Below are 22219 nucleotides of genomic sequence, written 5' to 3' on the forward strand. Positions count from 1 at the left end.
ACTGCCGCCGCGCCAAGCGCCGAAGACCAGGTCAAGGTGATCGGCCCGCTGCGCATCGGCATCGCGCTCTACAACGTCTACCTCAACGAAGCCGACGAATGGTCCCGCCAACTGGCGACCGATGTCGGCGAATGGGCGCTCGAAACCCACGAGCGCCTGCCCGACTCGACCATCGCGCTGGCGCATTCGCTGGCCGGCAGCTCGGCCACCGTCGGCTTCCACAGCCTGTCGGGCATGGCCCGCCTGCTCGAATCGGCGCTGCAGCACCTGCAGATGCAGGGCAGCGGCACGCGCGAGCAGGGCGTCGTGCTGGTCGCCGCGGCCGACGAGCTGCGTCGCCTGCTGCACCAGTTCGCCGTCGGCTTCCTGCGCGATCCGTCCGAAGCCGCGCTGCAGGCGCTGCGCGAGATCGCCGCAGCGCCGATGCCGCCCGAGATCGCCGCGGCCCGCTTCGAGACGCTGCTGCCCAAGCAGGTCGTCGCCAACGACGCCTTCGCCGACGTGGTACTGGACGACAACGAAGACGCCATCGACCTGGCCGATGCGGTCGACGTCGACCTGTTCCCGATCTTCGAAGAAGAGGCTGCCGAACTGATGCCGCAGTTGGGCGAGGCGCTGCGCCAGTGGGCGCACCACCCCGACGATGCCGCGCCGCGTGCCTCGGTGCTGCGCACGCTGCACACGCTCAAGGGCAGCGCACGGCTGGCCGGCGCCATGCGCCTGGGCGAGCGCGCGCACCGCATGGAGTCCGAGATCGAACTCCTGGGTTCCCAGGGGGCCGAGCGGGCCGACATCGAGAAGCTGCTCACGCGCCTGGACACGCTGCAACACACCTTCGACGCCCTGCGCGCGGCCGACGACGCCGCCCAGGTCGAAGTGGCCCAGCTGATCGCCACCGCCAGCCCGACCGCACCCGCCATCCAGCGCGTGCAGGCGGCGCCCGAGGTGCGCGAGTCGGCGAACGACGAGCAGGCCGAAGCGGCTTCCGCCGAATCCGCCGTTGACGCTCCGTCGTCCTTGCCGCGCCCCGCGCCGGCGCTGCTCGCACCGCTGCGCGCGGCCTCGGGCCAGGCGGTGCGCATCCGCACCCAGCTGCTCGACCGCCTCGTTGCGCAGACCGGCGAGGTCATCATCACGCGCTCGCGCCTCGAAGCCGAACTCGGCCAGCTGCGCGGCTCGCTCGCCGACCTCACGGGCAACCTCGACCGGCTGCGCCAGCAGCTGCGCGACATCGAGGTGCAGGCCGAAAGCCAGATGCAGTCGCGCCTGGCGCAGGCCAAGGACTCGCAGCAGAGCTTCGACCCGCTCGAGTTCGACCGCTTCACCCGCGTGCAGGAACTCACGCGCATGATGGCCGAGTCGGTGAACGACGTGGCCACCGTGCAGCGCACCTTGCAGAAGACCGTGCAGGCCACGGAAGACGACCTGAGCGTGCAGGCACGCCAGACGCGCGAACTGCAGCGCGGCCTGCTGCGCACGCGCATGGTGGAGTTCGAAGGCATTTCCGACCGCCTGTACCGCGTGGTGCGCCAGGCTTCGAAGGACACCGGCAAGCAGGTGCGCCTGGACATCGTCGGCGGCTCCATCGAAATGGACCGCGGCGTGCTCGACCGCATGACGCCCGCCTTCGAACACCTGCTGCGCAACTGCGTGGCGCACGGCATCGAAGATGCGGCCGTGCGCGAAGCGTCCGGCAAGGACGCCAGCGGCCTCATCGTCATCGACCTGCACCACGAAGGCAACGACGTGTCGGTGAGCTTCCGCGACGACGGCGCCGGCCTCGACCAGAAGCGCATCGCCGAACGCGCCCGCGTGCTCGGCCTGCTCGGCCCCGACCAGGAACTGTCACCCGAAGAAGCCACCGAGCTGATCTTCAAGCCCGGCTTCTCGACGGCCGGACAGGTCTCCGAACTGGCCGGTCGCGGCATCGGCATGGACGTCGTGCGCGCGCAGATCGCAGCGCTCGGCGGCCGCATCGAAACGCACAGCACGCCGGGCCAGGGCACGACCTTCAAGCTGGTGCTGCCGCTGACCACCGCCGTGACGCACGTGGTGATGCTGCGCGCGGGCGATGTGTCGATCGGCGTGCCGTCGAACCTCGTGGAGCTCGTGCAGCGCGTGAGCGGTGCCGATCTCGAGGCCGCCTACCTGAGCCACAGCTTTGCCTTTGGCAACGAGCAGGTGCCGTTCTACTGGGCCGGCGCGCTGCTGCAGCATTCCATCCGCAGCGAGCACGCCGCCACCAAGAACAACACGCTGGTGATCGTGCGAAGCGCGGCACAGCGCGTCGCCCTGCACGTGGACGAAGTGCTGGGCAACCAGGAAGTCGTGGTCAAGAACCTCGGCCCGCAGCTCGCGCGGCTGCCCGGCCTGGCCGGCATCTCGGTGCTGGCGTCGGGGGCGGTGGCACTCATCTACAACCCGGTGGCGCTGGCGGCCGTGCATGGCGACCAGGCGCGTGCGCGCCAGACCGCCGCGCTGGCCGCGCCGACGCACGCCACGTCGGCAGACGCCGGTGCGCCGCAAACCCCGGCGGCTTTCGCGCCGGTGGTGCCGCAGGTCCCGCTCGTGCTGGTGGTGGACGACTCCATCACCGTGCGCCGCGTCACGCAGCGTCTGCTGCAGCGCGAAGGCTATCGCGTGTCGCTCGCGGCCGACGGCCTGCAGGCGCTCGAACGGCTGCAGCAGGAGCGCCCGGCCGTGGTGCTGTCGGACATCGAGATGCCGCGCATGGACGGCTTCGACCTGGCCCGCAACATCCGCGCCGACACGGCGCTGGCCGAGCTGCCGATCATCATGATCACCTCGCGCATCGCCGAGAAGCACCGCGAATACGCGCGCGAGCTGGGCGTGAACCACTACCTCGGCAAGCCGTACTCGGAAGAGGAACTGCTGCGCCTGGTGCGTGCGTACACGAGCGAGCCGGCCGCGCTGGCCGTGGCCTGACCAGGCTCGCCAGCGTCGGCGAGCGACGCGAAAAAGAGAAAGGGCCCTTCGGGGCCCTTTCTCTTGGCTACGGCTTTTGCAGGGCCTTGCTGCGCGCCGTCGCATAGCGCTGCATCGTCTTCTCACGCGCCTCGGCGTGGTCCACCACCGGCGCCGGGTAGTTGTCGCCCAGCCTGACGCCCGCCGCCTCCAACTCGACCGGCGATGCCATCCACGGCGCATGGATCGCCGCGTTCGACAGCCCCGCGAGCTGCGGCAGGTAGCGGCGGATGAACTTGCCTTCGGGGTCGAAGCGTTCGCTCTGCGTCACCGGGTTGAAGATGCGGAAGTAGGGCTGGGCGTCGCAGCCGGTCGAGCTGGCCCATTGCCAGCCGCCGTTGTTCGAGGCCAGCTCGAAGTCGTTGAGGTGCAGCGCAAAGTAGCGTTCGCCGCGCCGCCAGTCCAGCCCCAGGTCCTTGCACAGGAAGCTCGCCACCACCATGCGCAGCCGGTTGTGCATGTAGCCGCTCTGCCGGATCTGCAACATCGCCGCATCGACCAGCGGGTAGCCGGTGCGGCCCTCGCACCAGGCGTCGAACAGCTGGTCGGCGTGTTTGCCGTGGTGCCACTGGATCTTGTCGTACTCGGGGCGGAAGCTCTTCGACTCGCCGTTCGTGTGCACGTGCGGAAAGTGCGCCAGGATCTGGAAGTAGAAGTCGCGCCAGATGAGTTCGCTGAGCCAGGTCGCGGCGCCGGTGTTGCCCTGCAGCGCCAGCTGGTGCGCCACGCTGGCCAGCTGCCGGATCGACACCGTGCCGAAGCGCAGGTGCACGCCCATGTAGCTCGGCCCGCGCACCGCCGGGAAGTTGCGTGCCTCGTCGTAGCGGTCGATGCGCTCGAAGAAGTCTTCGAACAGCGCGCCCGCGCCGTGTGTGCCGGTGGGAATCTCCAGCGTCTGGAGGTTGGTGCTTTCAAAGCCGATCTCGCCCAGCGTCGGCACCGGCCCGTTCAGGGCCGGGGGCGGCGGCGCCAGCGCGTCGGCGTGGCTGCGCACGGGGTAGGGTTTCAGGAAGAACGAATCCACCTTCGCCAGCCAGGCCCGCTTGTACGGCGTGAAGACCGTGTAGGGCAGGCCGGCCTTGGTCATGACCTCGTCGCGGTCGAACACCGTGCTGTCCTTGTAGGTGTGGAAGCTGATGCCCGCGTTGGCCAGCGCGCCGAGCACGCGGGCGTCGCGTTCCAGGGCGTCGGGTTCGTCGTCGCGGTTGGCGAACACCGCCTGCACGTCGAGCGTGTGGGCCAGCGCCGGAATCTCTTCGGCGGCCACCGCGTGCCGCACGATGAGCCCGCTGCCCAGCCCGCGCAGCTCGGCTTCGAGCTCCACCAGCGATTCGCGGATGAATTCGACCCGCCGGTCCGCGCGGGGCAGGGCGTCCAGGATGGCCCGGTCGAACACGAAGACGCACACCACCTGCCGGCAGGCGCGCAGCGCCCGGTACAGCGCCGCGTTGTCGTCCACCCGGAGGTCCCGGCGAAACCACATGAGCCCTTTGGGATAGGTCTTGTCGACGGCCAGTAAAATCGGGGGCATATGGCTGCCGATTCTGCCCCGATGAACCTGACGCATCACTTTCTGATCGCGATGCCGGGGATGGAAGACAAAACTTTCAACCGCAGCGTCGTTTACCTCTGCGAACACAGCGAGCGCGGTGCGCTCGGGCTGGTGATCAACAAACCCAGCGACATCAACCTCAAGGTGCTGTTCGAGAAGATCGAGCTGCACCTGGCCCGTCCCGAGCTGGGCGACGCCCCCGTTTTCCAGGGCGGACCGGTGCAGACCGAGCGCGGTTTCGTGCTGCACGAGCCGGTCTTCACGCAGGCCGAGAAGCCCGAGGAATCGGTCTACGCCTCGACCATGACCATCCCCGGCGGGCTCGAGATGACCACCTCGAAGGACGTGCTGGAAGCCCTGGCCACCGGCGCCGGCCCGCGCAAGGTGCTGGTCTCGCTGGGCTATTCGGCCTGGGGCGAGGGCCAGCTGGAGTCCGAACTGGCCGAGAACAGCTGGCTCACCGTGCTGGCCGACCCGGCCGTGATCTTCGATACGCCGGTAGAGAAACGCTACGACAAGGCGCTGATGCTCTTGGGGCTCGAAGCGTGGACGCTGTCCCCCGAAGCGGGCCACGCATGAGCGCCGCGCCGGGCCGCCCCCAGCAAGCTCGCACCGCAGTGCGGAGCACGCAGGTTGACCAATGAGCGACGTCATGTCCGACGCGCCTGCATCCGCCCCTGCTTCCGTTCCCGCTCCCGCCGCCGTTCCCGCGCATTTCCAGAGCTTCCTGGCCTTCGACTTCGGCGCCAAGCGCACCGGCGTGGCCAGCGGCAACCGGCTGCTGCGCACTGCCAGCCCGCAGGCCACCATCAAGGCCGAGGGCGCCGATGCCCGCTTTGCGCAGGTCGAGGCGCGCATCAAGGAATGGCAGCCCGACGCGCTCGTGGTCGGCGTGCCCTACCACCCCGATGGTGCCCCGCACGAGAACACCCGCCGCGCCCAGAAGTTCGCGCGCCAGCTGCGCGGCCGTTTCAATCTCCAGGTGTTCGAGGTCGACGAGCGCTACAGCACCACCGAAGCCTTGTCGTCCGGTGCCCGCGATGCCGATGCCGCGTCGGCCTGCATCATCCTGGAGCAATTTTTGAGGAGTCTCCCGTGAGTTCAATCCCCGATGCCGAAGCGCTCTACACGACGCTGCTGTCCGGCGTGAAGGCGCTGATGCGCCCCGAGACGAAGTTGGTGGGCATCACCTCCGGCGGTGCCTGGCTGGTCGAGCGCCTGCAGAAAGACCTGGGCCTGGCTGGCGCCCCCGGCGTCATCTCGTCGGCCATGCACCGCGACGACTTCGCGCGCCGCGGCCTCTCGGCCAGCGCGCAGACCGCGCTGCCCTTCGACGTGAACGGCGCCGACGTGCTGCTGCTCGACGACGTGCTCTACACCGGCCGCACCATCCGCGCGGTGCTCAACGAGCTGTTCGACTTCGGCCGCCCCGCCTGCGTGCGGCTCGCCGTGCTGGTCGACCGCGGTGGCCGCGAACTGCCCGTGGCCGCCGACTTCGCAGCAACGACGCTCAAGCTGCCCGACACCCAACTGCTCGCTCTCGCACGCGCCGACGACGGCGCCTTCAGCCTCAAGGTGGAGGACAACAAGTAATGCTCTACAAGCGAAATCCGCAGCTCAACAAGAACGGCGAGCTGATCCACCTGCTGTCGATCGAGGGCCTGCCCAAGGACATCGTCACGCACATCCTCGACACGGCGGCCAACTTCACCAGCGTGAGCGACCGCGAAGTGAAGAAGGTGCCCCTGCTGCGCGGCAAGAGCGTGTTCAACCTGTTCTTCGAGAACAGCACGCGCACGCGCACCACCTTCGAGATCGCGGCCAAGCGCCTGTCGGCCGACGTCATCAACCTGGACATCGCGCGCTCCTCGGCCACCAAGGGCGAGTCGCTGCTGGACACCATCGCCAACCTGAGCGCCATGGCCGCCGACCTGTTCGTGGTGCGCCACAGCGAGTCGGGCGCGCCTTACCTGATCGCGCAGCACGTCGCACCGCACGTGCACGTGGTGAATGCCGGCGACGGCCGCCACGCGCACCCGACGCAGGGGCTGCTCGACATGTACACGATCCGCCACTACAAGAAAGACTTCTCGAACCTCACGGTCGCGATCGTCGGGGACGTGCTGCATTCGCGCGTGGCGCGTTCGGACATCCACGCGCTCACCACGCTCGGCTGCGCCGAAGTGCGCGTTGTCGGCCCCAAGACGCTCGTGCCCGCCGACATGGCCGGCATGGGCGTGCGCGTGTGCCACACGCTCGAAGAGGGCATCAAGGACTGCGACGTCGTCATCATGCTGCGCCTGCAAAACGAGCGCATGAGCGGCGCGCTGCTGCCCTCGTCGCAGGAGTTCTTCAAGACCTTCGGCCTCACGCAGGAGAAGCTGCAACTGGCCAAGCCTGACGCCATCGTGATGCACCCCGGGCCCATCAACCGCGGCGTGGAGATCGACTCCGCCGTGGTCGACGGCAAGCAGAGCGTGATCCTTCCGCAAGTCACCTTCGGTATCGCCGTGCGCATGGCGGTCATGAGCATCGTGGCAGGTAACGAAGCATGAACATCCTCATCACCAACGGCCGCGTCATCGATCCCGCTTCGGGAACTGACGCTCCCACCGACATCGCCATCGCCGACGGCAGGATCGCCGGCATCGGACGCGCACCCGCGGGCTTCAAGCCCGAGCGCACGCTCGACGCCACGGGCTGCATCGTCACCCCCGGCCTCGTCGACCTCGCCGCGCGCCTGCGCGAGCCCGGCTACGAGCACGAAGGCATGCTCGAAAGCGAAATGGCCGCGGCCATCGCGGGCGGCGTAACCAGCCTCGTGTGCCCGCCCGACACCGACCCCGTGCTCGATGAGCCCGGCCTGGTCGAGATGCTCAAGTTCCGCGCCGAAAAGCTGCAGTGCGCGCGCCTGTTCCCGCTCGGCGCGCTCACGCGCAACCTCGCCGGCGGCGTGCTCACCGAAATGGCCGAGCTCACCGAGGCCGGCTGCATCGGCTTCGGCCAGGCCGACGTGCCGCTGGCCGACACGCAGGTGCTGCAGCGCGCGCTGTCGTACGCCAGCACCTTCGGCTACACCGTGTGGCTGCGTCCGCAGGACCGCGACCTCGGCAAGGGCGTCGCCGCCAGCGGCGCGCTCGCCACGCGGCTGGGCCTGGGCGGCGTGCCGGTGGCGGCCGAGACGATCGCCATCTTTACCATCATCGAAATGATGAAGAGCACCGGCGCGCGCGTGCACCTGTGCCGCATCTCCAGCGCACGCGGCGTGGCGCTGGTGCGCGATGCCAAGGCGCAAGGGTTGCCGATCACCTGCGATGTCAGCATCAACTCGCTGCACCTGGCCGACACCGACATCGGTTTCTTCGACAGCCGCGCGCGCCTGAACCCGCCGCTGCGCCAGCAGGGCGACCGCGATGCACTCTCGGCTGCGCTGGCCGACGGCACCATCGACGCGCTGGTGTCTGACCACACGCCGGTCGAGGCCGACGCCAAGACCTTGCCTTTTGCCGAAGCCGAACCCGGCGCCACCGGCCTCGAACTGCTGCTGCCGCTCGCGCTGCAGTGGGGCGAGCGCAGCGGCGCGGGCGTGGCGCGCGCCATCGAGGTCATCACCTCGGCGCCGGCACGGTTGCTGAATGCGGCCGACGCGGCCAGCGGCATCGGCCGCATCGTGCAGGGCGGCGTGGCCGACCTGTGCATTGCCGATCCGTCGCTCGAATGGCAGGTGGTGCCCGAGGCGCTGCGCAGCCAGGGCAAGCACACGCCGTTCTCCAGCTACCCGATGCAGGGGCGCGTGCGCCACACGCTGGTGGCCGGTCGCATCGTGCACGGCCAGCAATGACGCACACCCCCAGTCTTCGCGCACTTCGTGTCGCTGCGCCAACCCCTTTGCAGGGGGCAACACCAGCGGCCCGGCAAAGCCGGTTCCGCGGTGTTCCACGACTCGACGTCGAAAACTGACAGGACGCACGCGGCATGCTCCACGCGTTGAAGGCTGGCTGGCGATTGCTGCATGCGGCGTCGCATGCGCTGTCGGGCTGGTGGACGATCCGCTTCACCTTTGCGAAGCTGTCGCCTGAGGAGCGCAGCGCGCGCGTGCAGGCGTGGTCGCAGCGCATGCTACAGATCATGGGCATCACGCTGCGCGTGCAGGGCGAGCCGCCCGCGCACGGGCCGGCACTGCTCATCTGCAACCACCTCTCGTGGCTCGACATCACGGCCATCCACGCGGCGCGCCATGTGCGCTTCGTGTCGAAGTCGGACGTCAAGCAGTGGCCGGTGATCGGCACGCTCTCCACCGGCGCGGGCACGCTCTACATCGAGCGCGAACGCCGCCGCGACGCGATGCGCGTGGTGCACCACATGACCGAGGCGCTGCGTGGCGGCGACCTGATCGGCGTGTTCCCCGAAGGCACGACGAGCGACGGGCGCGGGCTGCTGCCGTTCCACGCCAACCTGCTGCAGGCCGCGATTTCCTCGGGCGCGCCGGTGATCCCGGCCGCGCTGCGTTTTGCCGATGCCGCCACCGGCGAAACCAGCCAGGCGCCGCGCTACATCGACGACGACAGCCTGCTCACCTCGGTGTGGAACACGCTGCGCGCGCCGCCGCTGCTGGCCATCGTGCGCTTCGGCGAGCCGCAGCCCTCGTACAGCCGCGAGCGCCGCAGCTGGGCGCAATCGCTGCACGAAGACGTGCAGCAGCTTCGCCGCGACACGCACTGACGTGCCGGGCAGCGCAAAAAAAGCGCCCCCGAGGGGGCGCTTGAACGACGCACGCATGCGCCGTGAGGAGGAACCGGGGTTCGTTCGCGGTGGTCGCGTCCGGTCAGAGAATCCCGAAGATCTTCAGCCCGATGATCACGATCAGCGGAACGCCGCAGAGCCAAAGGATGATGCTTTTCATGACCGGTCTCCGTGAGGTGTGTAGGCCTCTACAGTGGCCGCGTTGCGAGCCAGCGCGTGCGGGAAAAGCCAAACCAAGCGCGTGAGCGCCAGCCTACAGGCGAGCCGGTGGCTCAGCCCGCTTCGTCGGTCGGCACGAAGCCCAGGCGGCGCGAGATTTCCAGCGCGCAGGCCTTCAGCGGCACGGCCACGCGGCCGTTCCAGTCGCTGTCGAAGGTGGCCTCGGGGCCCATGGCCGTGATGCCCAGCACCAGGTTGTTGGTCGAGTCGAACACCGGCGCGCAGAAGGCGTCGATGCCCGGAATCGGCTGGCCCAACGTGCGCGACATGCCGTGCAGCCGCGTCTCGACCAGCAGCGCCTCGATCTGCGATGTCGACAGCTCTTCAGCACCGCGGCCGCCGGCCGGCCCGCGCAGGCGCGCAAGGTCGTCCACCATCATCTTTTCCACCACCTTCGGCGGCAGGTACGCCGCGAACAAACGCCCCGTGGCCGTGTAGGCCAGCGACATCACGGTGCCGGTGCGCAGGTTCACGTGCAGCGGGTGGATCGGCTCTTCCAGCCGCACCACGGTCGGCCCGAAGTTGCCCCACACGGCAACCGCGATGCTCTGTTCGGTCTCGGACGCGAGCGCCTCGATGAGGGGCGACGCTTCCTTGATCGGGTCGAGCCGCTGCAGCTTGGCCAGGCCCAGCTGCAGGGCCAGCGGGCCCAGTTCGTAGCGGCCGGTGCCGTCCTGCACCACGAACCCGACCTTCAGAAAACTGACGAGGTAGGGGTGCGCCTTGCCGACTGGAATGCCGGCCGCCTTGCCGAGATCGCGCAGCGCCATGGGCGCCACGTGCCGCCCGAGCGCGACCAGCAATTGCGTTCCGATTTCGACGGATTGAATGCCACGTCTTGGCTTTTCCATGGGGCGCCCGGCGTGGGGGTTGAGGGAGGGAGCGAGTATAGCCATCAGGGTTTTTACTGATATTGTCGTGTTCAATCGACGATGACTGATCATCTGATAGTAACTAAACGACTTGACCATATCAATATCGCTCCCTAAACTCCGCCGCAACTTAAGTCGTACACACAACACGAGAGCGAACAGAGGCAGAGATGGAACAGAACACGTGGGAATGCGATGTCCTCGTCGTCGGCAGCGGCGCGTCGGGCATGGCCACCGCCGTCACGGCGGCGTCGCAGGGTTTGAAGGTGCTGGTCGTCGAGAAGGAGCCGCGCTTTGGCGGCACCACCGCGCGCTCGGGCGGCTGGCTGTGGATTCCGGGCACGCGCCTGGCCACGGAGCAGGGCATTCATGAGCCGCCCGGCGCGGCGCTCGACTACATGCAGCACGAGACCACGACGCACTTCGACGCGGCGCGCGTGGGTGCCTTCCTCGACATGGGCCCGAAGGCCATCGACTTCTTCACGCGCAACACCTGCGTGCAGTTCGACATGCCGGCCGTCTTCCCCGACTACCACGCCGAAGCGCCCGGCGGCCAGCAAGGTGGCCGCTCGATGGTCACGCGCCCGTTCGACGGCCGCGAACTCGGCAAGCGCATCAAGCACCTGGCGCCGCCGCTGCCCGAGTTGACCGTGTTCGGGATGATGTTGGGCTCGGGCCCCGAGATCAAACACTTCATGCGGGCCTTCAAGTCGCCGACCTCGTTCTGGTACGTGACCAAGCGCCTGACCCGGCACTTCCTGGACGTGGTGCGCCACGGCCGCGGCATGACGCTGACCAACGGCAACGCGCTGGCCGGCCGCCTGGCCAAGGCCGCGATGGACCTGGACATTCCCGTGTGGCTCTCGTCGCCGGTGAAGAAGCTCGTGGTCGAGTACGACGGCGTCTCGGGCGCCGTGGTGCAGCACGAAGGCAAGACGATGCGCATCACCGCGAAGCGCGGCGTGGTGCTGGCCTGCGGCGGCTTCCCTTACGACGTGGAGCGCCGCAAGCAACTGTTCCCGCACGCACCGACCGGCAAGGAGCACTACTCGCCGTCGCCGTCCACGAACACCGGCGACGGCCTGCGCCTGGCCGAAGCCGTGGGCGGCCGCGTCGACGGCACGATTCCACATGCCGCGGCCTGGGTGCCGGCCTCGGTCACCACGCGCCCCGACGGCAGCAAGGGCGTCATGCCGCACTTCATCGACCGCGCCAAGCCCGGCGTGATCGCGGTCACGCCCAAGGGCAAGCGCTTTGCCAACGAAGGCAACTCGTACCATGACTTCGTGCAGGCGATGGTCAAGGCCTGCGAGGGCGAGCCCGAGGTCACGGCCTGGCTGCTGTGCGACCACAAGGCGCTGCGCGACTACGGCCTGGGCTGCGTCGCACCCGCGCCGCTGCCCATCGGCCGCCACCTGAAGAGCGGCTACCTCAAGCGCGGCGCCAGCGTGGGCGAACTCGCGAAGGAAATCGGCATTGCGCCCGCCGTGCTGGAAGCCACCGTGCAGGAGTTCAACCAGGGTGCGCGCACCGGCGACGACCCGGCCTTCGGCAAGGGCAGCAAGGCCTACAACCGCTACCAGGGCGACGCCAACGTCACGCCGAACCCGTGCGTCGCGCCGCTGGAAAACGGTCCGTACTACGCGATCAAGCTGGTCGTCGGCGACATCGGCACCTTTGCCGGTCTCGTCACCGACGAGAAGACCCGCGTGCTCGACGCCGACCGCCAGCCGATCAAGGGCCTGTACGCCGTCGGCAACGACGCGGCCAGCGTGATGGGCGGCAACTACCCCGGCGCGGGCATCACGCTCGGCCCGGCGCTCACCTTCGGCTATGTCGCAGGGCTGCAGGTCGCGCAGGCTGAGGCTGCCGCGCCCCTGCACGTCGAACAGCGCGAAGCGGTGGCCGTGCCGCGCGGCGCCTGACCCCGTTCCGATTCAACGCACGCATTCATCAAGGAGCCGACCATGCCCTTTCCTCCCCATGTCGCACCGCGCCTGCTCGAAGGCCGCCTCGCGCTGATCACCGGCGCCGGCCAGGGCAACGGCCGCGCGCTCGCGCTCGGCCTGGCCCAGGCGGGCGCGCGCGTCGTCGTCACCGACATGAACGAAGCCACCGTGGCCGAGACCGCGCAACTGGTGCGCAGCGAAGGCGGCCAGGCCTGGTCGTTCGTGCTCGACGTCACCGCGCCCGAGGCCTGCCATGCGCTGGCCGCGCGCGTGGCGCAAGAGGTCGGCCACGTCGACCTGCTGGTGAACAACGCCGGCATCATCATCCGCGAGACCACCAGCAGCCCGAACGCCGCGGCCAACTGGAAGAAGACCATCGACGTGAACGTGCACGGCACCTTCAACACCACGCTGGCCTTCATCCCGGTGCTCAAGCAGACGAAGGGCTCGATCATCAACATCGCATCCATCGCCGCCTACGCAGGGCAGGCCGCGAGCCTGGGCTACTCGCCCTCGAAGGGCGCCATCAAGATGCTCACGCAGTCGCTGGCGCAGGAGCTCGCACCGGCCGGCGTGCGCGTGAACGCGCTCGCACCCGGCGTGATCGAGACGCCCATGACCGCCGCCACGCGCGAGAACCCGCAGCGCCTCGAGTCGTTCATGACACGCATCCCGCTGGGCCGCGTCGGCCAGACCGAAGACCTGGTGGGCCCGGTGATCTTCCTGGCGAGCGACATGTCGCGCTACGTCACCGGCATCACGCTGCCGGTGGACGGCGGCTTCCTTGCCGTCTGAGCCGCTGGCTTTCTTTTTCGATTTCCCGTTCCCGTCCGTCAAACCCTTCAGGAGACAAAGAATGAAAACGATCCGTCTGTACAAGACCCTGGTCGCGACCGCCGCCTTCGCTGCGTTCAGTGCCGGTGCCTACGCGCAAGACATCAAGCTCGGCTACAACGGCGACCTCTCGGCGTCGCCGTCGGCGCAAAGCGGCCAGGCCGCGGTGCTGGGCATGGAAGCGGCCATTGCCGACCTGAACGCCGCCGGCGGTGCGCTCGGACGGAAGTTCACGCTGGTCACGCGCGATGACGTCTCGGCGCCGCCGAAGTCGATCCAGAACATGAGCGACCTGGTCGACAACGAGAAGGTCGTCGCCGTGTTCGGCCCCACCAACTCGGGCAACGCCATGGCCTGGAAGCACATCGCCAACCAGAAGAAGATCCCCGTGCTGGGCAACGTCGGTTCGGGCACCGACATCACCAAGCCGATGAGCCCCGGCGCCGACAACTACATGTTCCGCGTCTCGATGGTCGACCGCGAGCAGGTCGCCGCGCTCATGGCCTACGTGAAGCGCAACACGGCCGGCTCCAAGGTCGTGGGCCTCATGGCCGAGACCACCGGCTACGGCCAGGGCGGCCTGAAGGACATGGAAGAAATCGCCAAGCTGCAGGACATCAAGATCGCGGCCACCGAGCGATTCGGCGTCGGCGACACCGACATGACCTCGCAGCTGTCCAAGATGAAGGCCGCCAACGTCGACACCGTGGTGGTGTGGGCGCAGGGCACGCCGATCGCGCAGCTCGTGCGCAGCATGGAGAAGATCAACTACTTCCCGCTGACGCTCACCTCATGGGCGGCCGACAACATCACCTTCTACGACGCAGCCGGCAAGGCGCTGGCCGAGAAGCCGATCTTCATGCGCACCGTGAGCGAGACGCGCACGCCCGCGCAGCAGAAGCTGTTCGACCGCATCGGCAGCAAGCTGAAGGCACCGGGCTCGTTCTCGTTCGCGCTGCACGGCTATGACTCGGTGCAGCTGCTGGCCCAGGCCATGAAGCAGGCCAACAGCACCGACGGCGCCGCCGTGCGCGCCGCGCTCGAAGACCTGAAGACGCCGGTGCAGGGTGTGCTCAAGACCTACGAGAAGCCCTTCAGCAAGACCAACCACGAAGCGCTCACGGCGAAAGACCTGGTCTGGATCCGCTGGAAGGACGGCAAGCTCATGCCCTACACCGACGCACTGATCGGTGCGCTCAAGCCGGCCGACTTCAAGCAATAAACGTCTGAGACAAGAAGGAACGGGGCACCGCCTCGTTCCGCAACGGAGATACACACCATGGTTGAAGCGCTCCTGCAGGCGCTCATCAGCGGGCTCGCCGTCGGCGGTGCCTATGCGCTGGTGGCGCTGGGATTCAGCATCACGTTCACGACGACCAAGACGCTGAACTTCTCGCACGGCGAGTTCGTCTCGGCCGGCGCGTTCATCGGCATGAGCGCGCTGTTCCTCGTGCTGGGCAAGCCGCTCAGTTCCACCACCTTCGGCGACGCGGTGCCGGGCGCGGGTGCGCAGCTCTTTGCGTTGCTCGCCGCGCTCGGCGTGATGGGCTTCCTGGGCTGGCTGCTCTATGTACTCGGTGTGCGTCCCTTCGCGGGCCGCCCGGGCATGGCCTGGGTCATGAGCACGCTGGGCTTCGGCGTGATCCTGCAGAGCGTGGGCCTGGCCATCTGGGGCCCGAAGCCCGTGGTGGTGCCCGCGCCCGTGGGCGACACCGTGATCCGCATGTTCGGCGTGGGCGTGCGCCCGCAGGAATTGCTCACGCTCGGTGTGGCCGTGGTCGTGATGATCGGCTTCGACCGCGTGATGAACCGCACCATGATCGGCAAGGCCATGCGCGCCGTGGCGCAGAACGGCAACGTGGCCAGCCTCATGGGCATCAACACCAACGCCATGATGATCGGCGCCTTCGTCGTCAGCTCGGCGCTGGCGGGGCTGTCGGGTTTTCTGCTCGCGCCCATCGCGCAGGCCTCGCTCTTCATGGGGCTGACCGTGGGGCTCAAGGGCTTCTCGGGCGCCATGATCGGCGGGCTGAGCAACCCGCGCGGCTGCGTCATCGGCGGCTTCCTGCTGGGCGTGCTCGAGTCGATGGTGAACCTGTGGCAGGCGCAGTGGCGCGAGGTCGCGGTGTTCGCACTCGTGATCCTGGTGCTGGCCTTCCGGCCCACGGGCTTGTTCGGCCGCTCGACGGTGGAGAAGGTATGAAGCGCCTCGTCCATCCCGCCGCCGTGGTGTTGGTGGCGGCCGTGCTGTGCGGCCTGGTCTCGCTGTCCGGCAACGACTACTACCTGCGCATCGCTTTCATGATGTGCGTCTACTACCTGTGCGCGGCCGGCATGAACGTGCTGGTCGGCTACGCAGGCCAGAAATCGCTGGGCCAGGCCGGCCTGTTCGCGGCCGGTGCCTACGCGGTCGCGCTCATCACCTCGCGCACCGAGCTGAATCCGTGGCTCGCGCTGGTGATCGCGGCGGTTGTCTCCGGCGTGTGCGGCGTGCTCATCGCGCTGCCCTCGCTGCGCGTGAAGGGCCCGTACCTTGCGATGGTCACGCTGGCCTTCGGCATCGTGGTCGAGAAGCTCGTGGGGGAGTGGACCGACGTGTTCGGCGGCGCGCAGGGCATCTACGGCATCCGCCCGCTGACCTGGAACGGCCAGCCGCTGAGCAGCGTGCAATGGGTGATCCTGGGCATCGTGCTCAGCGCCGCGCTGCACCTGCTGCTGCGCAACCTGCTGCAGGGCCGCTTCGGCCGTGCGCTGCTGTCGCTGCAGGCGGACGAGATCGCCTCGTCGTCGGTGGGCGTGCGCGTGTACCGCGCCAAGGTCATGGCCTTCGTGGTCGCGGCCGTCACCTGCGGCATCGCGGGCGCGCTCGTGGCGCAGCAGAACCAGTACATCAACTCCGACTTCATCACCTTCCACCTGTCGATCTTCATCCTGCTGCTGGTGCTGTTCGGCGGCGCGGGCTCGATGTACGGCCCCATCGTGGGCGCGGTGCTGCTCACGGCGACCGACGCGCTGCTCGCACGCTGGCCTTCGGCGCAGCACTTCCTGTACGGCTTCCTGCTGCTGTTCGCGCTGTACGTGATGCCGGGCGGCGTGGTGGGCCTGTTCAACAAGTGGTTCCTGAAGTCGCGCCACCGCGGCGAAGGGGCGGCCGGCAACGGCATGCCGGGGCAGATCGGTCCCGGCGGCGACGGCGAGCTGCTGGTGGTGCAGGGCGTGACCAAGTCGTACGGCGGCGTGAAGCCGGCGCAGGACGTGTCGTTCCGCCTGCAGCGCGGCCACATCCATGCGCTCATCGGACCGAACGGCGCCGGCAAGAGCACCATGATCAACATGCTCACCGGCGTGGTCGAACCCGACGCGGGCGTGATCCGCTTCCTGGGCCGCAACATCGTGGGCCAGCCCGCGCACACCATCTGCTGCCTGGGCATGGGCCGCACCTTCCAGAACCTGCGCCTGTTTGCCGATCTGTCGGTGCTCGACAACGTGATGCTGGGGCGGCACAGCCGCATGAGCAACGGCTTCCTGTCGTCGCTCGTGGCCTGGCCCACGGCCGGCAAGCAGGAGCGCGCCACGCGCGACCGCGCGCTGCAGCTGCTCGACCTCGTGGGCCTGGGCCACCTGGCGCACTGGCCCGCGGGCAGCCTGCCCTACGGCCTGCAGCGCCGCGTGGAACTGGCGCGCGCGCTGGCCACCGAGCCGCAGCTGCTGCTGCTCGACGAGCCCGCCGCCGGCCTCAACCCGCAGGAAACCGCCGAGCTCGGCGAACTGCTGGTGCGCATCGGCAAGTGCGGCGTCTCGATCCTGATGGTGGAGCACCACATGGACCTGGTGATGTCGATCTCCGACCACGTGATCGTTCTCGACTACGGCGTGAAGATCGCCGAAGGCAAGCCCGCCGAGGTGCAGTCGAACCCGCGCGTGGTCGAGGCCTACCTGGGCGTGGACGACGAAGAAGACATGGCCGCCGTGCCTGCCTGAGCCAGAGGACCGAAACCATCATGTTGAAAATCGAATCGGTGAAGGTCTCGTACGGCGCCATCGAGGCCGTCAAGGGCGTGAGCCTGGAAGTGCGCGCGGGCGAGGTCGTCACCATCATCGGCGCCAACGGCGCCGGCAAGAGCACGCTGCTCAAGAGCATCGTCGGACTGGAGCCCGTGGCCGCAGGCCGTGTGTTCGTCGACGGCAAGGACTGCACGCACGTGCCCGCGCACCAGCGCGTGGGCCTGGGCGTGGCGCTGTCGCCCGAAGGGCGCGGCGTGTTCCCCGACCAGACCGTGCGCGAGAACCTGATGCTGGGCGCCTACTCGCGCCGCAGCGACAAGGCTTTCGTGGAGCGCGCCATCGAACGCGAGTTCGCGCGCTTTCCGCGCCTGAAGGAACGCGAACATCAGCTGTCCGGCACGCTGTCGGGCGGCGAGCAGCAGATGCTCGCGATTGCCCGCGCGCTCATGAGCGAGCCGCGCCTGCTGCTGCTCGACGAGCCCTCACTGGGCCTGGCGCCGCTCATCATCAAGGACATCTTCGATGCCATCCGCCAGCTGCGCAGCTCGGGTCTCACGATCCTGCTGGTGGAACAGATGGCCAAGCAGGCGCTGGGCGTGGCCGACCGTGCCTACGTGCTCGAAACCGGCTGCATCACGCTCGAAGGCTCCGGCCGCGAGCTGCTCGACAACCCCAAGGTGAAGTCCGCGTACCTCGGCACGCATTGATTTCATCGCTCACATCAAAGGAACCCCCATGACCACCAAGAAATTCGCCAGCCAGGCCGACCTCGAAGAAAAGAAGGTCTCGTTCACCCGCCTCTCGGAGAACGCCTACGCCTACACCGCCGAGGGCGACCCCAACACCGGCGTCTTCATCGGCGACGAGGCCGTGATGGTGGTCGACACCCAGGCCACGCCCGCCATGGCGCAGGACGTGATCCGCCGCATCCGCGAAGTCACGCCGCTGCCCATCAAGTACGTGCTGCTGAGCCACTACCACGCGGTGCGCGTGCTGGGCGCGTCGGCGTACTTCAAGGAAGGCGCCGAGCAGATCATTGCCAGCCGCGACACCTACGACCTGATCGTCGAGCGCGGCGAGCAGGACAAGGCCAGCGAAATCGGCCGCTTCCCGCGCCTGTTCCGCAACGTCGAGTCGGTGCCGGCCGGCCTCACCTGGCCCACCATGACCTTCGACGGCACGATGAGCGTGTGGCTCGGCAAGAAGCTCGAAGTGAAGATCGCGCAGGTCGGCCGCGGCCACACCAAGGGCGACACCATCGCCTACCTCGAAGACCAGAAGATCTGCTTCGCGGGCGACCTCGTCGAATACCAGAGCACCGCTTACGCCGGCGACTGCTACTTCCGCGACTGGCCCACCACGCTCGACCGCCTGGCCGGCTTTGGCTTCGAGAAGCTGGTGCCTGGCCGCGGCGCCGCGCTGGAAAACGCCGCCGACGTGCGCAAGGCCATCGCCTCCACGCGCGCCTTCATCTGCGACGTCTACACGCTGGTGAACAACGGCGTGGCCGAGGGCAAGTCGCTCAACGTGATCTACGAGGAAACCGTGGCCGCGCTGCGCCCGACCTACGGCCACTGGGTCATCTTCGACCACTGCATGCCTTTCGACGTGACCCGTGCCTACGACGAGGCCACCGGCCACGTGCACCCGCGCATCTGGACCGCAGAGCGCGACATCGAAATGTGGAACGCGCTCGAAAGCTAGCGTGATCCACCCCGCGCCCACGCACGGCGCCACGCCCGCGTCCGTGCAGGGCTGGATGCTGCTCGCGATGCTGGTGTGGGGCGTGAACGTGTCGGTCGTGAAGGCGCTCACCACGTCCTTCGAGACGCTGCCGCTTTCGGCGCTGCGCATGGGCGTGGCGTGCTGCGCGCTCAGCGCCATCGTGCTGTGGCGGCGCGGCGGCGTGCCCCGGCTCACGGCGCGGCAGCTCGCGGTGATGGCGGGCTGCGCCTTCCTCATGGTCTACGGCAACCAGATCCTGTTCGCGCAGGGGCTGCTGCGCTCCACCGCCACCAACGGCGCACTCATCATGGCTCTGAGCCCGCTGGTGTCGGCGCTGATGGCTGCGCTGGTCTTCGGCGAGCGCTTCACGCCGCGCCGCATGGTGGGGGTGGCGCTGGGCTTCGCGGGCGTGGCGGCGGTGGTGCTGAGCCACCCCGGCGCGGGTTTGTCGAGCGCCGGCATCGGCGACCTGATGCTGGCGCTGTCGGTGGTGAGCTTCGCGATCGGCGGCGTGGGCGTGCAGCGGCTGGCGCGGCAGATCGATCCGCTGTCGATCAGCTGGGTCATCTACCTCATCGGCACGCTCATGCTCGTGGTGCACACCGTGCTCGGGCCGTCGCGGCTGGGCACGGCGCAGCTGTTTCCCGGCGCGTGGCCGTGGGCGCTGGTGCTGTTCTCGGGCATCGCGGCCACCGCCGCGGGCAACCTCATCTGGAACCGTGCGATCTCCGTCATCGGCGTGGCGCGCACGGCCGTCTTTCTCTACTGGGTGCCGGTGTTCGGCGTGCTGTTCGCGGCGCTGCTCTTGGGCGAAGTGCTCACGTGGTGGCACTTGTTCGGCTTTGCCGCGGTGATGACCGGCACCTGGCTTGGCACGCGGCCCGTGGCCGCACCGGCCCCCTGATTTTTTGCGCACATGCCTGATTCATCTCTTCCCCTGCTGTTCCAGCCTTTGCAGCTGCGCGAGCTGACGCTCGCCAACCGCGTCGTCATCTCGCCCATGTGCCAGCACGCCGCCGAGCACGGCCATGCCACGCCGTGGCACCTGGTGCACCTGGGCAAGTTCGCGCTCGGCGGCGCCGGCCTGATCCTTACCGAGAGCACCGCCGTCGATCCGCGCGGGCGCATCGGTACCGCCGACCTCGGCCTGTGGAACGACAGCCAGATCGCGCCACTGAAGGCCGTGGTCGATTTCGTCCACGCGCAGGGCAGCGCCATCGGCGTGCAGCTCGCGCACGCGGGCCGCAAGGCCGGCAGCGAGCCGCTGTGGGAGGGCGGGGCAGCGATCGACCCGGCACGCATGGCCGCCGACGACGAGCCGTGGGAGCGCCTGGGCCCGAGTGCGCTCGCAGCCGGCCCCGGCTGGTCGGCGCCGCGCGCACTCGACGCGGCGGACATGGCCGAGGTTGTGCAACGTTTTGTCGACGCGACCGTGCGCGCCGATCAGGCCGGCTTCGATGTGGTCGAGCTGCACTTCGGCCACGGCTATCTGGTGGCGAGTTTCCTGTCGCCCAACGCCAACCACCGCGACGACGCGCTCGGCGGCAGCCGCGAGAACCGCATGGCGCTCGCACTGGAAATCGCGCAGCGCGTGCGTGCCGCATGGCCCGCCGGCAAGCCGCTGTTCTGCCGCCTCTCGGCCGTGGACGGCACGCTCGACGGCTGGAACCTCGACGACTCGGTGGTGCTCGCGCGCGAACTGAAGCGTTGCGGCGTCGACGTGATCGACTGCTCGTCGGGCGGTCTCACCGAAGAGACGCGTGCGCTGCCCGTGCCGCGCGGCCTGGGCTTCCAGGTGCCCTTCTCGGAACGCATCCGGCGGGAGGCCGGCGTGGTCACGCAGGCCGTCGGAATGATCGTCGACGCCCAGCAGGCCGAGGCCGTGCTCGCTGCGGGGCAGGCCGACCTCGTCGCACTCGGCCGTGAAGCTTTGTTCGACCCCTACTGGCCGCACCACGCAGCCGCTGCGCTCGGCGCCGACCCGCAGTACCAGCGCTGGCCCGTGCGCCACGGCGTGTGGCTCGCCAAGCGCGCGCCTGGCCTGGCGCGTGCGCGCGCCGAAGCAGAGATGCCATCCAACAAGGAGACCGACCGATGACCGAACCGACCACCACGACCCTGCGCATGGGCCTCATCCGCAAGCAGCCCGGCTGGACCGACGAGGCCTTCAACCGCCACTGGCGCGAACGCCACGGCCCGCTCGTTGCACGCCTGCCCACGCTGCGCGCCTACCGACAGAACCGCGTGACCGATCGCCTGCAGCGCGGCATCGACTTCGCGCGCGGACCGTGGGATTTCGATGGTTTCTCGCAGCTGCAGTTCGACGCCGCGGCGCAGGCCGATGCGGCTTTCAACATCGGCGAACTGGCTGCAGAGATTCGTGCCGACGAGCAGCACTTTCTGGGTGGGCTGCACATCGTGACGGTCGAACAGACTGAGGTTGTCGCGCCGCCATCGCCTGCATCGTCTGCGGGGCCGGTGATGCTCAAGCGCATCTCGACCCTGCGCCGCCCGGCCGCGCAGTCGGCAGAAGACTTCCGGCGCGAATGGAAGGTGCACGCCGACCATGTGCGCCGCATGCCCGGCGTGGCCGGCTACCGCCAGAACGTCGTGGTCGCGCGCGAATTCGAAAAGGGCACGCCCTGCGGCTACGCCGAGTTGCCGATCGACGGCATCGTGGAGCTGTGGTTCGAGAACACCGACACGCTGAACGCCGCGTTTGCTTCACCCGAAGGCCAGCGCACGATGGCGCACGCCAGGACCTTCCTGGCCGAGATCACGGCCTTTGTGGTGGAGGAGTTTCGGGTGGTGTGAGCACGGCCCCCGGCCGGTAGTGCAGCGGCAGCGCGTCCGACGCGTTGCTGCGCCCGGACGGCTCGGGCAGGAACAGCCCACGCCGCAATGACCAGATGCAGGCGCCGAGGCGCAGCAGCTGTTCGACCTTCGCGTCATGCGCCGGATCGTCCGGTGACTCTTGCGCGATCAACTCGCCCAAGTGCGTGAGTGCATCGGCCGGCGTCATGCCGCGCCCGATCCGAGCCACTTCCACCATGGCCGCCAGGGCCTGGGTCTTGTTCATCGCTTTCCCCCTGCTGTCTGTGTCTTGCTGTGAGGGGCAGCATGCCGTGACGTGGTGCAGCCGAAAGTAGTCCGCCGCGCCGTCGGGCCGTCGCGGGAAGGCGTGTCACCGCGCGAGGCGGGGGCGTACGCCTCCCTGGAGGAAGACGCCACCTGGCCGTAGCTGCTTTGCCCGCCCTGAGCTACAAATAAGTTCTACCGCTTGCCGATAAAAGCAGGAAGGCGCAACGGAATCGCGAGAAAGGCGTCGAGTTCCG

At 68.6% G+C, this 22219-nt stretch carries 20 protein-coding genes; 17 read left to right on the forward strand and 3 right to left on the reverse strand.

The window, feature by feature from the left end; translation table 11 throughout:
- A partial coding sequence (locus ASD34_RS27890; protein WP_200937579.1) for a response regulator occupies positions 1–2946 on the forward strand: 2946 nt, incomplete at its 5' end.
- A gap of 67 nt (positions 2947–3013) precedes the next feature.
- On the opposite strand, the gene ASD34_RS12480 is transcribed toward ASD34_RS27890, so the two are convergent.
- Positions 3014–4516, reverse strand: coding sequence for a cryptochrome/photolyase family protein (locus tag ASD34_RS12480; RefSeq protein WP_056577775.1), 1503 nt, complete (start codon positions 4514–4516; stop codon positions 3014–3016).
- On the opposite strand from ASD34_RS12480, the gene ASD34_RS12485 reads away from it, so the two are divergent.
- The 6 genes from ASD34_RS12485 to ASD34_RS12510 all read left to right on the forward strand — a co-directional run bounded on the left by ASD34_RS12485 (position 4517) and on the right by ASD34_RS12510 (position 9259).
- Positions 4517–5116: a YqgE/AlgH family protein gene (locus tag ASD34_RS12485; RefSeq protein WP_056577777.1), complete on the forward strand. Its 600-nt coding sequence runs from the start codon at positions 4517–4519 to the stop codon at positions 5114–5116.
- A gap of 61 nt (positions 5117–5177) precedes the next feature.
- Positions 5178–5636, forward strand: a complete 459-nt coding sequence (ruvX, locus tag ASD34_RS12490) for a Holliday junction resolvase RuvX (RefSeq protein ID WP_056577779.1) — start codon at positions 5178–5180, stop codon at positions 5634–5636.
- Positions 5633–6130, forward strand: a complete 498-nt coding sequence (gene pyrR / locus ASD34_RS12495; protein WP_056577781.1) for a bifunctional pyr operon transcriptional regulator/uracil phosphoribosyltransferase PyrR — start codon at positions 5633–5635, stop codon at positions 6128–6130. Before ruvX ends, pyrR begins: the two co-directional genes overlap by 4 nt.
- Complete coding sequence (locus ASD34_RS12500; RefSeq protein WP_056577783.1) at positions 6130–7092, forward strand: aspartate carbamoyltransferase catalytic subunit; 963 nt, start codon at positions 6130–6132, stop codon at positions 7090–7092. Before pyrR ends, ASD34_RS12500 begins: the two co-directional genes overlap by 1 nt.
- On the forward strand, positions 7089–8378 hold the full coding sequence (locus ASD34_RS12505; RefSeq protein ID WP_056577785.1) for a dihydroorotase: 1290 nt from the start codon (positions 7089–7091) through the stop codon (positions 8376–8378). Before ASD34_RS12500 ends, ASD34_RS12505 begins: the two co-directional genes overlap by 4 nt.
- Positions 8379–8512: 134 nt before the next feature.
- Positions 8513–9259 carry a lysophospholipid acyltransferase family protein gene (locus ASD34_RS12510; RefSeq protein WP_056577787.1) on the forward strand — a complete coding sequence of 249 codons (747 nt, stop codon included), beginning with the start codon at positions 8513–8515 and terminating at the stop codon, positions 9257–9259.
- 293 nt (positions 9260–9552) lie between these two features.
- On the opposite strand, the gene ASD34_RS12515 is transcribed toward ASD34_RS12510, so the two are convergent.
- Positions 9553–10350, reverse strand: a complete 798-nt coding sequence (locus ASD34_RS12515) for an IclR family transcriptional regulator (RefSeq protein ID WP_056577788.1) — start codon at positions 10348–10350, stop codon at positions 9553–9555.
- A gap of 191 nt (positions 10351–10541) precedes the next feature.
- On the opposite strand from ASD34_RS12515, the gene ASD34_RS12520 reads away from it, so the two are divergent.
- From ASD34_RS12520 to ASD34_RS12565, 10 genes are all read left to right on the forward strand, one after another.
- On the forward strand, positions 10542–12296 hold the full coding sequence (locus ASD34_RS12520; RefSeq protein ID WP_056577790.1) for an FAD-dependent oxidoreductase: 1755 nt from the start codon (positions 10542–10544) through the stop codon (positions 12294–12296).
- 42 nt (positions 12297–12338) lie between these two features.
- Entirely contained in the window at positions 12339–13115 is a 777-nt protein-coding gene (locus ASD34_RS12525) for an SDR family NAD(P)-dependent oxidoreductase (RefSeq protein ID WP_056577792.1), read from the forward strand.
- 61 nt (positions 13116–13176) lie between these two features.
- Positions 13177–14376: an ABC transporter substrate-binding protein gene (locus ASD34_RS12530; protein WP_056577794.1), complete on the forward strand. Its 1200-nt coding sequence runs from the start codon at positions 13177–13179 to the stop codon at positions 14374–14376.
- 57 nt (positions 14377–14433) lie between these two features.
- Positions 14434–15357, forward strand: a complete 924-nt coding sequence (locus ASD34_RS12535; RefSeq protein WP_056577796.1) for a branched-chain amino acid ABC transporter permease — start codon at positions 14434–14436, stop codon at positions 15355–15357.
- On the forward strand, positions 15354–17135 hold the full coding sequence (locus ASD34_RS12540) for an ABC transporter permease subunit (RefSeq protein ID WP_056577798.1): 1782 nt from the start codon (positions 15354–15356) through the stop codon (positions 17133–17135). The genes ASD34_RS12535 and ASD34_RS12540 overlap by 4 nt, the downstream gene beginning before the upstream one ends.
- A gap of 20 nt (positions 17136–17155) precedes the next feature.
- A complete protein-coding gene (locus tag ASD34_RS12545; protein WP_056577800.1) occupies positions 17156–17866 on the forward strand; it encodes an ABC transporter ATP-binding protein in 711 nt (236 codons plus the stop codon).
- A gap of 28 nt (positions 17867–17894) precedes the next feature.
- Positions 17895–18863, forward strand: coding sequence for an MBL fold metallo-hydrolase (locus tag ASD34_RS12550; protein WP_056577802.1), 969 nt, complete (start codon positions 17895–17897; stop codon positions 18861–18863).
- A gap of 1 nt (position 18864) precedes the next feature.
- Entirely contained in the window at positions 18865–19788 is a 924-nt protein-coding gene (locus ASD34_RS12555; RefSeq protein ID WP_235510045.1) for a DMT family transporter, read from the forward strand.
- Positions 19789–19800: 12 nt separating this feature from the next.
- Positions 19801–20982 carry an NADH:flavin oxidoreductase/NADH oxidase gene (locus tag ASD34_RS12560; RefSeq protein ID WP_056577804.1) on the forward strand — a complete coding sequence of 394 codons (1182 nt, stop codon included), beginning with the start codon at positions 19801–19803 and terminating at the stop codon, positions 20980–20982.
- Positions 20979–21698 (forward strand): EthD family reductase, encoded by a 720-nt coding sequence (locus tag ASD34_RS12565; protein ID WP_056577806.1) that lies wholly within the window; start codon positions 20979–20981, stop codon positions 21696–21698. The genes ASD34_RS12560 and ASD34_RS12565 overlap by 4 nt, the downstream gene beginning before the upstream one ends.
- On the opposite strand, the gene ASD34_RS28165 is transcribed toward ASD34_RS12565, so the two are convergent.
- Positions 21661–21963: a hypothetical protein gene (locus tag ASD34_RS28165; RefSeq protein WP_235510046.1), complete on the reverse strand. Its 303-nt coding sequence runs from the start codon at positions 21961–21963 to the stop codon at positions 21661–21663. The two genes, ASD34_RS12565 and ASD34_RS28165, sit on opposite strands and share 38 nt — an antisense overlap.
- Between the last annotated feature and the right edge of the window lie 256 nt (positions 21964–22219).

The organism is Variovorax sp. Root473, from assembly GCF_001426505.1.
Taxonomy (GTDB): domain Bacteria; phylum Pseudomonadota; class Gammaproteobacteria; order Burkholderiales; family Burkholderiaceae_C; genus Variovorax.

Coding starts and splice junctions, on each gene's coding strand:
- ASD34_RS12480 (WP_056577775.1), bottom strand. CDS start 4,516: ATGCCCCCGATTTTACTGGCCGTCGACAAGACCTATCCCAAAGGGCTC.
- ASD34_RS12485 (WP_056577777.1), top strand. CDS start 4,517: ATGGCTGCCGATTCTGCCCCGATGAACCTGACGCATCACTTTCTGATC.
- ruvX (WP_056577779.1), top strand. CDS start 5,178: ATGAGCGACGTCATGTCCGACGCGCCTGCATCCGCCCCTGCTTCCGTT.
- ASD34_RS12500 (WP_056577783.1), top strand. CDS start 6,130: ATGCTCTACAAGCGAAATCCGCAGCTCAACAAGAACGGCGAGCTGATC.
- ASD34_RS12505 (WP_056577785.1), top strand. CDS start 7,089: ATGAACATCCTCATCACCAACGGCCGCGTCATCGATCCCGCTTCGGGA.
- ASD34_RS12510 (WP_056577787.1), top strand. CDS start 8,513: ATGCTCCACGCGTTGAAGGCTGGCTGGCGATTGCTGCATGCGGCGTCG.
- ASD34_RS12515 (WP_056577788.1), bottom strand. CDS start 10,350: ATGGAAAAGCCAAGACGTGGCATTCAATCCGTCGAAATCGGAACGCAA.
- ASD34_RS12520 (WP_056577790.1), top strand. CDS start 10,542: ATGGAACAGAACACGTGGGAATGCGATGTCCTCGTCGTCGGCAGCGGC.
- ASD34_RS12525 (WP_056577792.1), top strand. CDS start 12,339: ATGCCCTTTCCTCCCCATGTCGCACCGCGCCTGCTCGAAGGCCGCCTC.
- ASD34_RS12530 (WP_056577794.1), top strand. CDS start 13,177: ATGAAAACGATCCGTCTGTACAAGACCCTGGTCGCGACCGCCGCCTTC.
- ASD34_RS12535 (WP_056577796.1), top strand. CDS start 14,434: ATGGTTGAAGCGCTCCTGCAGGCGCTCATCAGCGGGCTCGCCGTCGGC.
- ASD34_RS12540 (WP_056577798.1), top strand. CDS start 15,354: ATGAAGCGCCTCGTCCATCCCGCCGCCGTGGTGTTGGTGGCGGCCGTG.
- ASD34_RS12545 (WP_056577800.1), top strand. CDS start 17,156: ATGTTGAAAATCGAATCGGTGAAGGTCTCGTACGGCGCCATCGAGGCC.
- ASD34_RS12550 (WP_056577802.1), top strand. CDS start 17,895: ATGACCACCAAGAAATTCGCCAGCCAGGCCGACCTCGAAGAAAAGAAG.
- ASD34_RS12560 (WP_056577804.1), top strand. CDS start 19,801: ATGCCTGATTCATCTCTTCCCCTGCTGTTCCAGCCTTTGCAGCTGCGC.
- ASD34_RS12565 (WP_056577806.1), top strand. CDS start 20,979: ATGACCGAACCGACCACCACGACCCTGCGCATGGGCCTCATCCGCAAG.
- ASD34_RS28165 (WP_235510046.1), bottom strand. CDS start 21,963: ATGAACAAGACCCAGGCCCTGGCGGCCATGGTGGAAGTGGCTCGGATC.